This window comes from Blautia sp. OM06-15AC, assembly GCF_003481425.1.
GTDB lineage: Bacteria > Bacillota > Clostridia > Lachnospirales > Lachnospiraceae > Fusicatenibacter > Fusicatenibacter saccharivorans.
In genome coordinates, this window is record NZ_QULD01000001.1 from 407910 (window position 1) to 421819 (window position 13910).

The 13910-nt window shown below is 50.6% G+C and carries 16 protein-coding genes; 15 read left to right on the plus strand and 1 reads right to left on the minus strand.

The genetic code is table 11. The annotated features are described in order from the left end of the window. Positions 1–20 precede the first annotated feature (20 nt). From rpsP to pgeF, 10 genes are all read left to right on the plus strand, one after another. A complete protein-coding gene (gene rpsP, locus DXB83_RS02040) occupies positions 21–266 on the plus strand; it encodes a 30S ribosomal protein S16 (protein WP_022461506.1) in 246 nt (81 codons plus the stop codon). Between the two features lie 21 nt (positions 267–287). Further along, positions 288–518, plus strand: a complete 231-nt coding sequence (locus DXB83_RS02045) for a KH domain-containing protein (RefSeq protein ID WP_022461507.1) — start codon at positions 288–290, stop codon at positions 516–518. A gap of 176 nt (positions 519–694) precedes the next feature. Next, entirely contained in the window at positions 695–1201 is a 507-nt protein-coding gene (gene rimM, locus DXB83_RS02050) for a ribosome maturation factor RimM (RefSeq protein ID WP_022461508.1), read from the plus strand. A gap of 18 nt (positions 1202–1219) precedes the next feature. Continuing rightward, entirely contained in the window at positions 1220–2344 is a 1125-nt protein-coding gene (gene trmD / locus DXB83_RS02055) for a tRNA (guanosine(37)-N1)-methyltransferase TrmD (RefSeq protein WP_117804041.1), read from the plus strand. A gap of 88 nt (positions 2345–2432) precedes the next feature. Continuing rightward, the gene (gene rplS, locus DXB83_RS02060; RefSeq protein ID WP_022461510.1) at positions 2433–2780 is read left to right on the plus strand and encodes a 50S ribosomal protein L19; all 348 of its coding nucleotides are present in this window, start codon (positions 2433–2435) and stop codon (positions 2778–2780) included. Positions 2781–2861: 81 nt separating this feature from the next. After that, on the plus strand, positions 2862–3422 hold the full coding sequence (gene lepB / locus DXB83_RS02065) for a signal peptidase I (protein WP_055218369.1): 561 nt from the start codon (positions 2862–2864) through the stop codon (positions 3420–3422). Between the two features lie 24 nt (positions 3423–3446). Continuing rightward, positions 3447–4289 (plus strand): ribosome biogenesis GTPase YlqF, encoded by an 843-nt coding sequence (gene ylqF, locus DXB83_RS02070; RefSeq protein WP_117804042.1) that lies wholly within the window; start codon positions 3447–3449, stop codon positions 4287–4289. Between the two features lie 36 nt (positions 4290–4325). Further along, entirely contained in the window at positions 4326–5093 is a 768-nt protein-coding gene (locus DXB83_RS02075; RefSeq protein WP_055266587.1) for a ribonuclease HII, read from the plus strand. A 35-nt stretch (positions 5094–5128) separates the two neighbouring features. Further along, positions 5129–5491, plus strand: coding sequence for a YraN family protein (locus tag DXB83_RS02080; RefSeq protein WP_022461514.1), 363 nt, complete (start codon positions 5129–5131; stop codon positions 5489–5491). Positions 5492–5504: 13 nt separating this feature from the next. Continuing rightward, the gene (gene pgeF / locus DXB83_RS02085) at positions 5505–6359 is read left to right on the plus strand and encodes a peptidoglycan editing factor PgeF (RefSeq protein ID WP_055226466.1); all 855 of its coding nucleotides are present in this window, start codon (positions 5505–5507) and stop codon (positions 6357–6359) included. Positions 6360–6456: 97 nt separating this feature from the next. On the opposite strand, the gene DXB83_RS02090 is transcribed toward pgeF, so the two are convergent. After that, the gene (locus DXB83_RS02090) at positions 6457–7620 is read right to left on the minus strand and encodes a ribose-phosphate pyrophosphokinase (RefSeq protein WP_117509055.1); all 1164 of its coding nucleotides are present in this window, start codon (positions 7618–7620) and stop codon (positions 6457–6459) included. A gap of 223 nt (positions 7621–7843) precedes the next feature. Between DXB83_RS02090 and DXB83_RS02095 the strand changes: the two genes are divergently transcribed. The 5 genes from DXB83_RS02095 (at position 7844) to DXB83_RS02115 (ending at position 13903) form a co-directional block, all read left to right on the plus strand. Then, entirely contained in the window at positions 7844–9238 is a 1395-nt protein-coding gene (locus tag DXB83_RS02095; RefSeq protein WP_117509054.1) for a DUF512 domain-containing protein, read from the plus strand. After that, positions 9192–10520: a ribosome biogenesis GTPase Der gene (der, locus tag DXB83_RS02100; protein WP_022461518.1), complete on the plus strand. Its 1329-nt coding sequence runs from the start codon at positions 9192–9194 to the stop codon at positions 10518–10520. Before DXB83_RS02095 ends, der begins: the two co-directional genes overlap by 47 nt. A gap of 6 nt (positions 10521–10526) precedes the next feature. Next, the gene (gene plsY / locus DXB83_RS02105; protein WP_117509053.1) at positions 10527–11174 is read left to right on the plus strand and encodes a glycerol-3-phosphate 1-O-acyltransferase PlsY; all 648 of its coding nucleotides are present in this window, start codon (positions 10527–10529) and stop codon (positions 11172–11174) included. Between the two features lie 3 nt (positions 11175–11177). After that, positions 11178–12191: an NAD(P)H-dependent glycerol-3-phosphate dehydrogenase gene (locus DXB83_RS02110; protein ID WP_022461520.1), complete on the plus strand. Its 1014-nt coding sequence runs from the start codon at positions 11178–11180 to the stop codon at positions 12189–12191. Between the two features lie 188 nt (positions 12192–12379). After that, on the plus strand, positions 12380–13903 hold the full coding sequence (locus DXB83_RS02115) for a 4Fe-4S dicluster domain-containing protein (RefSeq protein ID WP_117509052.1): 1524 nt from the start codon (positions 12380–12382) through the stop codon (positions 13901–13903). The last annotated feature ends 7 nt before the right edge of the window (positions 13904–13910 follow it).

The following is a 13910-nucleotide window of genomic DNA, read 5'->3' on the forward strand; positions in this document are numbered from 1 at the left end:
TACAATGGAGGTAAAGAAAAATGGCAGTAAAAATGAGATTAAGAAGAATGGGACAGAAGAAAGCTCCTTTTTATAGAATCGTTGTAGCAGATTCCAGATCCCCAAGAGACGGACGTTTCATCGAGGAGATCGGAACTTACGATCCGAACCGCGAGCCGAGCGCAATCAGCTTCAACGAGGAGGCTGCTAAAAAATGGCTGGCTAACGGCGCACAGCCGACCGAAATCGTTGCCAAACTCTTAAAACAGGCTGGTATCGAGAAATAATTCATACGGGGGTATCTTGTAATGAAAGAACTTATCGAAGTAATTGCAAAATCTCTGGTTGATCATCCATCTGAGGTAGTTGTGACAGAAACCGTCAGCGGTGATGACCTTCTGCTGGAACTCAAAGTAGATCCGTCAGATATGGGAAAAGTCATCGGACGTCAGGGACGCATTGCGAAAGCAATCCGTACGGTTGTAAAAGCAGCTTCCTCAAAGAGCGACAGAAAAGTTGTCGTAGAAATTTTACAGTAAGTAAAAGATAGGAAAAGGAACCGACAGTTGTTGCCGGTTCCTTTCTTTACGCGGGCAACGAGACAAAGTCCGTGCTTGCACGGGACCTTGGCGACTGCCGCGATAACTTGAGAAACTCGCAAAGCGTGTTTCTCAAGTCGCAATACACAGTAGAACTGGTTGGAAAGGGTTTTTGAATGGAAGAATATTTGCAGATTGGCGTAATTACCACAACCCACGGCGTACGCGGTGAGGTAAAGGTATACCCGACGACAGATCCGGAGCGTTTTCTTTCTCTGGACCGCGTTTTTCTCGATACAGGAAAAGAAAAAAAAGAACTCCATGTAACTGGCGTGCGTTTTTTCAAACAGCTTGCCATTGTAAAATTCAAAGGAATTGACAACATCAACGATATCGAACGGTATAAAGGCTGCAGCCTCTATGTGACGAGAGAGGATGCCATTCCGCTGGAAGAGGACGAATACTATATCGCAGACCTGCAGGGAATGCAGATGTACACCGAGGACGGCGAACTGTTCGGCACGCTCCGCGATGTGATGGAGACCGGTGCGAACGACGTCTATATTGTAGATTCGAAAGAGCACGGAGAGGTTCTGATTCCGGCGATCCATGACTGCATTCTGGATGTGGACCTGGATGAGCAGAAGATGACGATTCACCTTCTTCCGGGCCTGATTGACTGATAAAGAGAGTAAAGAACGATGAAATATCATATTCTGACGCTGTTTCCCGAGATGATCGAGCAGGGGCTGCACACCAGCATCCTCGGAAGAGCCATCAACAACGGCTATATTTCCCTCGAGACGACGAATATCCGGGATTTTTCAGCAAATAAATTCAACCGCGTGGACGATTACCCGTACGGCGGCGGTGCGGGCATGGTCATGGAGGCGGAGCCGGTGTTCCGCGCCTACCAGTCGGTAGCCGAAAAGATCGGGAAAAAGCCGCGCACGGTCTATCTGACACCGCAGGGAAAAGTACTGAACCAGACGATGGTGGAAGAGCTGGCGCTTGAGGACGATCTTGTGCTGCTCTGCGGCCACTATGAGGGCATCGATGACCGCGTACTGCAGGAAGTGGTAACGGACTATATCTCGATCGGGGATTATGTTTTAACAGGCGGAGAACTCGGTGCAATGGTGCTGGTGGATGCGGTATCGCGGTTTGTGCCGGGTGTCTTAAGCAACGAGGAATCTTCGCAGTTTGAGTCACTGCAGGACAACCTGCTTGAGTATCCGCATTACACAAGACCGGAGACATGGCACGAGAAAAAAGTTCCGGAGGTGCTTCTTTCCGGTGACCACAAAAAGATCGAAGCATGGCGTCATGAGGCATCCCTGGTGCGGACAGCCGAGCGGCGGCCGGACCTTCTGGAAAATGCATTCCAGATTTCCTGCGCATGCAATGAAAAAGAGGAATCGTCTGCCTGGGCGCACGATCTTTTGGCAGGCATGACACGCTATGGTGTAAGCCTTGATCTCGGACGAAAGAAGATCCGGAAACAGAAAAATCTGTTTGATGACCATGATTTGCTGATTCTGCAGCTTCCGGGAACGCTTGAGGAGGGTATGAAAGCAAAGAGCGAGTATATCCGCAGCTTTGCCGGAAAAGAAACACCGCTGGTGTTTTTGTGCCCGGACGGATTCTCAGAAGAGGAAGAAAAACTCGAAGAGCAGCTGGAAAAAAACGGTTTCCGTCTGGTCGCACGGCTTACCGGCATACAGTCCGCGGACGGCCTGCAGCGGTTTTCTTTCGCGCTTCGCAGTCTGCTGTACAGCGGCGAATGGAAAGTGAAAAAAATACTTGCATCTGCGGATGCATTATAGTATAATATATCTTGTTGTGAGTAAAGAGATGGTCCGCTGTTGCAAAAAGGCATTAAGAACATCCAGGGTAAAAAAAGGAGATAAAGAAATGAACGACATTATTAAGAAAATCGAAGATGCACAGTTAAAAGCAGAAGCACCGGAGTTCCGCGTTGGTGATACCGTTAAAGTTTACGGTAAAATCAAAGAGGGTAACCGCGAGCGTATCCAGGTATTCGAAGGCGTTGTCCTGAAAAGACAGGGCGGCGGAAGCAAAGAGACCTTCACTGTTCGTAAGAGCTCTAACGGCGTAGGCGTTGAGAAAACATGGCCGGTACACTCTCCGAACGTTGAGAAAGTAGAAGTTATCAGACGTGGTAAAGTAAGACGTGCGAAACTGAACTACTTAAGAGACCGTGTTGGTAAAGCAGCGAAAGTGAAAGAGCTGGTAAAATAATAAGTCGTTAAAAGGATGGCCGGAGGAACATGAGCAATTGTGTTTCTCCGGTTTTGTCTTACGGAGAATTACACTATGGGTATGAATACCAGATATGTAAAAGAATATTTCTACAAGAAAAAGATCCGTTCCATGTTTGTATGGAATCTGGAAATCATCGCAGCGATTCTTCTTGCGGCGGCATTTTCCTGGTTTTTCTGCAGAAGTGTCGTGGTGCAGGAGGGCTCGATGGAGCCGACTCTCGTGCCGGGGGAGCGTGTGCTGATGGACTCCGCCTGGTACCGCTTAAGTTCTCCGAAACGCGGGGATATCATCGCGTTCCGGACGAGTGAGGACAAGAAGGCGAGCATCCACATCAAGCGTGTGATTGCGCTGCCGGGCGAGACGGTACAGATCAAAGACGGACAGATCCTCATCAACGGGGAAGTCTATAATGAAAAAGATGAATTTCCGGCCATCACAAACGCGGGACTTGCCTCCGAGCCGATCACGGTCGGGAAGGGACAGTACTTTGTGCTCGGCGACAACCGGAACAACAGCGAGGACAGCCGCCACAACGGCATGGGACTCGTGGATTCGGACCGCATTGTCGGAAAGCTCTGGTTTACGATTTCGCCGTGGAAGAAAATCGGTTTCGTGTAAACGCAGCATAGAAGGAGAAGAAACATGAATTATCAGTGGTACCCGGGTCATATGACGAAGGCCCGCAGACAGATGCAGGAAGACTTAAAGCTCATCGACCTGATGATTGAGCTGGTCGATGCGAGAGTTCCTGCAGCGAGCCGCAACCCGGATATAGATGAACTTGGAAAGAACAAAGCACGGCTGATCCTGCTGAACAAATCGGACCTTGCCGATGAGCGCGGAAACGATGCCTGGATGGAATATTTCAAAGGAAAGGGATATTCTGTTGTGAAGGTCAATTCCCGTTTCGGAGCCGGTATGAAAGCGATCAACAGCGCCGTACAGGAGGCCTGCAAAGAGAAAATCGAGCGCGACCGCAAACGCGGCATCCTGAACCGTCCGGTCCGCGCGATGGTTGTCGGTATTCCAAACGTCGGAAAATCGACATTTATCAATGCGTATGCGGGCAGAGCCTGTGCGAAGACCGGAAACAAACCGGGCGTCACGAAGGGAAAACAATGGATCCGTTTGAGTAAACAGCTGGAGCTTCTGGACACACCTGGTATCCTGTGGCCGAAGTTTGAGGACCAGCAGGTGGGACTGCATCTTGCGATGATCGGTTCCATCAACGATGAGATCCTGAACGTGGAGGAGCTGGCGCTGTCCGTCATCGATTATCTGACGGCAGAGTATCCGGGAACGCTGGAGAAACGCTTTGGCTTTGAAGGTGTGACGGATCGTGTGGAAATCCTGGGTGAGATTGCGCGTGTGCGCGGCTGCCTGAAAAAGGGAAATGAGCTCGATTACGAAAAAGCAGCACGGCTTCTGATGGATGATTTCCGGAGCGGAAAGCTCGGCAGAATCACGCTGGAAAAACCGGAATAAATGGATTTATCAAAATAAAAAATGCGGAGAACAACGATGACAGAGAAAAAACAATCGATATCCGCCATACGGGAAATTTTTGCGGCAGCTTCGGAGACGGAGCTGCCCGCCCTTTATCTGGAATATGAAGAGGATTCCCGTGCCGGCGTACAAAATCTGATTCAAAAATACCAGAAACAGGAAGAGGCCTTAAAAAAAGAGCGCGAGCGCACGGAACAGATGAAGATCTACGAACACAAATATGAGGATCTTGGCTGGATCTGCGGCATCGACGAGGTCGGAAGAGGCCCTCTGGCGGGCCCTGTGGTCGCAGGTGCGGTCATTCTGCCGCGTGACAGTAAAATCCTGTATCTGAACGATTCCAAGCAGCTGACGGCCAAAAAACGCGACGAGCTGTACGATGTGATCATGCGCGAGGCAGTGGCCGTCGGCATCGGCTATGCCTCCCCGGCGCGGATCGACGAGATCAATATTTTACAGGCAACGTACGAGGCGATGCGGGAGGCGATCAGCAAGCTTTCCGTGAAGCCGGATGTACTCTTAAACGATGCGGTGAAAATCCCGCAGGTGGACATCCGCCAGGTGCCGATCATCAAGGGAGATGCCAAGAGTGTTTCGATTGCGGCGGCAAGTATTGTTGCGAAGGTGACAAGGGACCGCCTGATGGAAGAGTACGACAAGGTGCTTCCGGGCTACGGTTTTGCATCGAACAAGGGCTACGGTTCGGCAGAGCATATCGCTGCTTTAAAAGAAATCGGCCCGTCACCGATCCACCGGCAGTCGTTTATCGGCCATTTCGTGTAAAGGCACTGCATCAAAAAAAGGAGAGGGTATCGCATTTGAACCAGCGGGAAGTAGGAACGAGACAGGAGAGCCGTGCGGCAGAATATCTGGAAAGCCTGGGATATCACATCCTAGTGCGGAATTTCCGGTGCCGCTTCGGTGAGATCGACCTGATCGCAAAACAGGACGACACATACATTTTTATCGAAGTAAAATACCGCACCGGCCGGACAGCCGGAGACCCGACAAGCGCCGTGGATGGAAAGAAACAGAAGAAAATTTCAAAAACAGCAGATTACTACCGCATGCTCCACCAGATCCCGATGGATGTGCCCTGCCGTTTCGACGTCGTGGCAGAGACACCGGAGGAGATCCGCGTCTATGCGAACGCGTTTTATTATCAGGGGAGCGGCTGGTAGGAAGGGAGTTTTTATGATACCAATTCAATGGAAACAAAACGATAAAAAAACGATGCATGTCAACGAGGCGGAAAACGGCGTGGTCTATCTGACCTGGCCGGCGATTGAGAAAATTGAGGGCATCCGCCATGCATTTTCCACACGGATCGGCGGGGTGAGTAAGGAACATCTTTCCAGCATGAATCTCAGCTTTTCGCGCGGCGACGATCCGGCGAATGTGCGGGAGAATTACAGAAGATTCTGTGAGGCGGCGGGGTTTGAAGTGGAAAACATTGTTACCTCCGATCAGGCACACACAACGAAGGTCCGTTATGTGACGAAAGCAGACTGCGGCAGCGGCGTGACAAGAGACCGCGATTTTCATGATATTGACGGTATGATCACTGACGAGCCGGGCGTCGTACTTGCGACATTCTATGCGGACTGCGTGCCGCTCTACTTTGTCGACCCGGTGCACCGTGCAATTGGACTTTCACATTCCGGCTGGCGTGGAACGGTCCACAAGATGGGACAGGCAACGCTCGATGCGATGCACGAACGGTTTGGAACAGAAGCAAAAGATGTGATCGCAGCCGTCGGCCCGTCGATCTGCCAGGACTGCTACGAGGTGAGCGGTGACGTGATCGAAGAGTTCCGGGCAGCATTCCCGGAAACACTGCATGAGAAACTGTTCTACGGAAAACCAGATGGAAAATACCAGTTAAATCTCTGGGAGGCGAATCATCAGATCCTTCTTGCAGCAGGAGTGCCGGAGAAGCAGATTCATCTGCCGAACCTCTGCACCTGCTGCAACCCGGATTTCCTGTATTCCCACCGTGCATCGAAGGGAAAAAGAGGAAACCTCGCGGCATTCCTTTCCTTGGTCTGAAAACAGGATCGAAAACAGAATAGAAAGCATCAAAAAACGGACCTGGAAAAAACAGATCCGTTTTTTTGCTGTATGCATCCGGCGGACACAAAATCGATTATCTGTGTTTTGCCAGCAGCTTATTGATTTTCTCTGTCGTAGACTGTACTTTTGCAACGGATACGTCGTGGTTAAGCGTATCGATGATGCTTGCCATATATTTGCTCATCTCAGCCGGCTCATACCAAGGACGGGAAACGAGTTCCGGTGTACGGTAGGTCAGGTCGGTGGTGATGACTTTGCTGATATAGCCTTTCTCATAGTAAGCATCGAATTTCTCCAGACCATCGGTGAAGAGGCCGAAGGTGGTGCAGACAAAGACGTGGTCAGCGCCGCGCTCTTTGACCTGTTTTGCAACGTCGAGCATACTCTCACCGGAGGAGATCATATCGTCGATGATGACAACATCTTTTCCTGCTACGGAATCGCCGAGAAACTCATGTGCCACGATCGGGTTCTTTCCGTTTACGATGGTGGAGTAATCTCTTCTCTTATAGAACATACCCATATCGACGCCGAGCACGTTGGAGAAGTATACGGCACGCGCCATCGCTCCCTCGTCCGGGCTGATGATCATCAGATGATCGTTGTCGATCGTCAGATCCGGAACGGAACGAAGAAGGGCTTTTAAAAACTGGTAGGTTGGCATGAAGTTGTCAAAGCCGCCGAGCGGAATTGCGTTCATGACACGAGGATCGTGTGCGTCGAAGGTGATAAAGTTGGAAACACCCATGTTCATCAGCTCCTGCAGAGCAAGTGCGCAGTCGAGAGACTCACGTTTGGTGCGCTTATGCTGTCTTCCTTCATAAATGAAAGGCATGATTACGTTGATCCGGTGTGCTTTTCCTGTTGCAGCAGCGATGATACGTTTCAGATCCTGATAATGGTCATCCGGTGACATGTGGTTCTCGTAGCCGCAGACCTTGTAGGTGATGCTGTAGTTGCAGACATCAACCAGGATGTAAAGATCGGCACCGCGGACGGATTCGTTGATCTTTCCTTTTGCTTCGCCGGAACCGAAACGCGGGCACTCGCAGTCAATCAGAAAAGAATCCTCGGAATATCCGGAAAAGGAAACCCCGTTGCGGCGCTCGGCGAGCTCTTTACGGAACTGAACCAGATACGCATCAACTTTTTTTGCCATTTCCATACTGCCCGGCAGAGCTGCGAGCTTTAACGGAGCAACCGGAATGGAATTTTCAAGTAAATCTAAATTAGCCATACAAACCTCCAGTAATCGACATTTTTTACAAACCATTTACTTCCTATTTATATCATCTTGGGAAAGGGCGCGTCAAGCAAAAAACGAAAGAATCCTTGCTTTTTGTGCAGGTTGTTGTTATTATAATGGATGAATGTCCGGAAGGTATGCAAAAAAAGCACGCTTTTTACTGGGCAAAGAGAAGTTATAAAGAAGTAAATGGAAAGGCCAAAACGTAAGATCTGTGAAAAACAAGACGAAACACATTATCAAGACAATAGAACCGGGCAGTATTGCCGAAGAACTGGAACTCGAACCGGGAGATGAACTGCTCCGCGTGAACGGGGAAATTATCGAGGACGTCTTCGATTACCACTTCCAGACCAACGACACGTATCTGGAACTCACGATCCGGAAAAAGGACGGCGAGGAATGGGACCTGGAAATCGAAAAAGAGTATGACGAGGAAATCGGCATCACATTCGAGAACGAGTTCATGGATCAGTACCGTTCCTGCAGCAACAACTGCATTTTCTGCTTCATCGATCAGATGCCGCCGGGAATGCGTCCCACCTTGTATTTTAAGGATGACGATTCGCGTCTGTCCTTCCTGCAGGGAAATTATATTACACTGACCAACATGAGCGACCACGATATCGACCGGATTATCCGCTACCATCTGGCACCGATCAATATTTCGTTCCAGACAACGAACCCCGAGCTCCGCTGCAAAATGCTGCACAACCGTTTTGCGGGCAATATCTTTCCGAAGGTCCAGCGCCTTTACGAGGCGGGAATCGAGATGAATGGACAGATTGTGCTCTGCAAGGGATACAACGACGGCGCAGAGCTGGAGCGCAGTATTTCGGATCTGTCAAAATATCTGCCGCATCTGAAAAGTGTTTCGGTTGTCCCGGTCGGACTTTCGAAGTACCGCGACGGACTGGCGCCTCTGGAACCGTTTACCAGGGAGGATGCAAAAGAAGTTCTTGCCACGATTCACAAATGGCAGAAAAAGCTGTATGAACAGTGGGGACTTCACTTTATCCATGCTGGTGATGAATGGTATCTGCTGGCGGGAGAGCCGATCCCGGAGGAGGAAAATTACGATGGCTATATCCAGCTGGAAAACGGAGTGGGAATGCTCCGGCTTCTGGAGGACGAGGTTGCGGAAGAACTTTCGAAACGAGAAGGGGACGACCGTCACCGCCATGTAACGATTGCGACCGGAAAAGCTGCGGCGCCGTCGTTGGAAAAACACATGCAGAAAATTCGTGAAAAATATCCGAATGTACAGGCGGAGGTTATCACGATTATCAACTATTTCTTTGGAGAATCCATTACCGTATCCGGTCTGATTACCGGAAAGGATCTGATGGAGCAGTTAGAGGGAAGAGATCTTGGCGACTGCCTGCTGCTTCCGTGCAACATGCTCCGTTCGGGAAAAAACGTCTTTCTCGATGATGTGACGGTGGAAGAGGTGGAAGAGCGCCTGAAAACACCGGTACAGATTATCGATGAGCCGGGCAGCGACCTGGTGAAAGCCGTTGTGGAGGAAAACCAGGAGACGATACACAGAAGGAGAACAATGTATGAGCAAGCCGATTGTAGCAATTGTGGGCCGGCCAAACGTGGGTAAATCCACCCTGTTTAATGTATTAGCCGGAGACAATATTTCGATTGTAAAAGACACACCGGGTGTAACCCGTGACCGTATTTATGCCGACGTGGAGTGGCTGAACCACAAATTTACGCTGGTAGACACCGGCGGTATTGAGCCGGAATCCAAAGATATCATTCTCTCCCAGATGAGAGACCAGGCGCAGATCGCCATTGATACCGCAAATGTCATCATCTTCATCACTGACGTCCGTCAGGGCCTTGTAGATGCCGATGCAAAAGTAGCTGATATGCTCAGAAGAAGCCGCAAGCCGGTTGTGCTGGTGGTCAACAAAGTCGACAACTTCGACCGTCAGATGATGGATGTTTATGAATTCTATAACCTCGGCATCGGAGAGCCGCACGCCATTTCCGCATCCGGAAAGCTCGGCATCGGCGATATGCTCGATGAGGTGACAGGATACTTTGATCCGGAGATGGAAAACGAGGAGGAGAGCGAGATTCCGCGCATCGCCATTGTCGGAAAACCGAACGTCGGAAAATCCTCCCTGGTCAACAAACTGCTGGGCTCGAACCGTGTCATCGTATCCGATATCGCCGGAACGACGCGCGATGCGATCGATACCACGATCATGCACAATGGAAATGAATATATTTTCATCGATACCGCAGGTCTTCGAAAGAAAAACAAGATCAAAGAGGAGCTGGAGCGGTACAGCATCATCCGTACAGTATCTGCCGTAGAGCGCGCAGATGTCGTCGTTCTTCTGATCGATGCAACCGAGGGTGTCACCGAGCAGGATGCCAAAATTGCCGGTATCGCCCATGAGCGTGGAAAAGGTATGATCATTGCGGTAAATAAATGGGATGCCTTGGAAAAAGATGACAAGACGATCTACCGCTTTACCGAAAAAGTAAGAAATACATTGGCTTACATGCCGTACGCAGAGCTTCTTTTCATCTCTGCGAAGACAGGACAGCGTCTTCCGAAGCTGTTCGAGACGATCGACATGGTTCTGCAGTACCAGAACCTGCGCGTACAGACCGGTGTCCTGAACGAGATTCTGACCGAGGCAATGGCAATGCAGCAGCCGCCGTCAGACCGTGGAAAACGACTGAAAATCTACTACATGACACAGGTTTCGGTCAAACCGCCGACATTTGTTATTTTCGTCAACGACAAAGAACTGATGCATTTCTCCTATGTTCGATATCTGGAGAATAAAATCAGAGAGTCGTTCGGCTTCCGCGGCACACCGCTGAAATTCATCATCAGAGAACGAAAAGAGAAGGAGCAGTAAAGAGTTATGGTACGGATCATATGCCTTTTGATCGGATACGCATTTGGCCTTTTTCAGACCTCATATATTTATGGAAGGACGAAGGGAATTGATATCCGGGAACACGGCAGCGGAAACGCAGGAACGACCAACGCGCTCCGGACTTTAGGGAAAAAAGCAGGCGCCATCACGCTTGCCGGCGACTGCATCAAATGCATTCTGGCGGTCCTGACGGTACGCCTGATCTTCGGTGCATCGCACCCGGAAATGCTGAAACTGCTGACGGTGTATGCTGCGGCTGGAACGATTCTCGGCCACAACTTCCCGTTTTACTTAGGCTTCCGCGGCGGAAAAGGAATCGCTGCGACCGCGGGTCTGATTATCTCGTTTGACTGGAGAATCACGCTGGTCTGTGCAGCGCTGTTTTTCCTGAATCTTGCAGTAACACACTATGTTTCCCTCGGTTCCATGATGGTTTACGTTGTCTTTTTTGCGATGGCCGTTATCATGGGACAGGCGGGCTGCTTTGCGCTGGAACCGCCGTATCTCTATGAGATGTACGTGGTGATCGCACTTCTTGCCGTGCTTGCCTTCTGGGAGCACCGTGCAAACATCAAGCGCCTCATCGCGGGAACAGAGCGGAAAACGTATTTATCCAAAAAGTCGGAGAAATAAAATATGGCAAAGATTAGTATCATCGGAGCAGGAAGCTGGGGAACCGCCCTCGGCCTCCTGCTCTGCAACAACGGGCATGACGTGACGATCTGCTCGGAAAATGAAAAGGAAATTGAGAGCTTAAAGGAACACAGAGAGCATCTGACGAAGCTTCCGGGCGTAAAACTGCCGGATGAAATGAAGTTCACCTGCGATGTGCGCGGCTCCCTTTCAGGACAGGACATCCTTGTGATGGCAAAAGCATCCCCGTACGTGCGAACCACATGTAAAAAGTATGCGGCGGATATTCCGGACGGCCAGCTCATCGTCAATGTGGCAAAAGGCGTGGAAGCCGATACCCTGATGACGATGTCTCAGATCATCGAGGAGGAAGTGCCGGGAGCGAATGTCGTTGTTCTCTCCGGACCGAGCCACGCAGAGGAAGTCGGCCGTGGCCTGCCGACCACGATCGTTGTCGGCGCGCATGACCGCGAGAGCGCACTGTATGTGCAGAATGTGTTCATGAGTCCGGTCTTCCGCGTTTACACAAGCCCGGACATCACGGGAATTGAACTTGGCGGAGCTCTGAAAAATGTCATCGCACTGGCAGCCGGAACGGCGGATGGTCTTGGCTACGGCGACAATACGAAAGCGGCTCTGATTACCCGCGGGATCGCGGAAATTGCACGGCTCGGTACGGCGATGGGTGCCCATGCGGAAACCTTCTACGGTCTTTCCGGTATCGGCGACCTGATTGTAACGTGTGCTTCCGTTCACAGCCGGAACCGGAAAGCCGGATACCTGATCGGCCAGGGCAGAACGATGCAGCAGGCGATGGATGAGGTTCAGATGATCGTCGAGGGCGTCTATTCCGCAAAAGCGGGTCTTACCCTGTCGAAAAAATTCGGAATCGAAACGCCGATCATTCAGGCAGTCAATCAGGTTCTGTTTGAAAACAAAAACCCGAAACAGGCTGTGGATGAACTGATGCAGCGTATGAAAAAAGACGAACTCGCCCCGGATCTCTGGGAGCGGTAAAAATAAGAAACCTGTCACTTCTGTGAAATGATACAGAGACGGCAGGTTCTTTTTTTGTGCAGACCGAAATTTTTCAGCAAAAATACGGGAAAAAGATGACAATACTTTCGAAATCAAGTATAGTAATAGAAAGCGGAATAATTTTAACTGAAAAGATGCGGAGGAAAATACAGCAGGAGGAAGAAAGAATGAGAGGAGTAGAAACAAGAATTCAGGAAATCCGCCATGCCATTTTTACGGAAGTTGCAAAAATGGCGTATGACGTGGACTCCCCGGTGGAAAAGACGATCGAGGAAATTCCTTACCGTGTAATTCCCGGTGAGGTCGGAAATTTTAGAAATGATGTGTTTCTGGAGCGGGCGATTGTAGGAGAGCGGCTTCGCCTTGCAATGGGACTTCCGTGCAGAAGCGCGGCAGAGCACGCCCCGATCTCGGACAATATCAAACTGGCGGACCAGGCGGAGACGTATTATACACCGCCGCTCATTAATGTCATCAAATTTGCATGCAACGCCTGTCATGAAAAACGGGTTCTGATCACGGAGGGATGTCAGGGGTGTCTTGCACATCCGTGCGTGGAAGTCTGTCCGAAAAAGGCCATTACGCTGGACCGCACCAATGGACGATCCTATATTGATCAGGATAAATGCGTCAAATGTGGTCAATGTGCCAAGGTATGCGGATACCAGGCTATTATCATTCAGGAGCGTCCGTGTGCGAGAGCCTGCGGAATGGATGCCATCGGTTCAGATGAGAACGGAAAAGCGGATATCGATTACGAGAAATGTGTATCCTGCGGCCAGTGTCTCGTCAACTGCCCGTTCGGCGCTATTTCGGACAAATCCCAGATCTTCCAGGTAATCCGTGCGATCCAGTCGGGAGAGCGCGTCTATGCAGCGCTGGCACCGGCGTTTGTCGGCCAGTTCGGACCGAAAGTAACGCCTGGAAAACTGCGTGCGGCGATGAAAAAGCTCGGTTTTGCGGATGTCTTTGAAGTTGCGATCGGAGCGGATCTCTGTGCGGCACAGGAGGCAGAGGATTTTGTGAACGAAGTTCCGGAGAAACTGCCGTTTATGGCGACATCCTGCTGTCCGGCCTGGTCTGTAATGGCGAAGAAACTGTTCCCGGATTACGCAAACTGTATCTCGATGGCACTGACTCCGATGACGCTGACGGCGCGTCTGATCAAGAAACACAATCCGAATGCGAAGGTTGTCTTTGTCGGACCGTGTGCGGCGAAAAAACTGGAGGCCATGCGCCAGTCTGTCCGCAGTGAGGTGGACTTCGTTCTGACGTTTGAAGAGATGTCGGGCATTTTCGATGCGCGCCAGGTAGATGTGAGTGCACTTGAGGAAGATCCGGACGGCGTCAGCGATGCATCGGTGGACGGAAGAAACTTTGCTGTCTCCGGCGGCGTTGCAAAATCTGTGGAAAATGTAATCCGTGAAAAATACCCGGACCGCGAAATCAAGATGGCAAATGCAGAAGGTCTGAAGGAATGCCGGAAACTGCTGACAATGGCGAAGGCCGGAAAGTACAACGGTTATCTTCTCGAAGGCATGGCCTGTCCGGGCGGATGCGTGGCAGGAGCCGGCACGATGCAGTCAATCAAAAAGTCGCAGGCGGCAGTCAACAAATATGCGGCGCAGGCAAAACACAAGATTTCCAGCCAGACAGAATATGTAAAAGAACTGGACAAGCTGGTAGACTAAAAAGAAC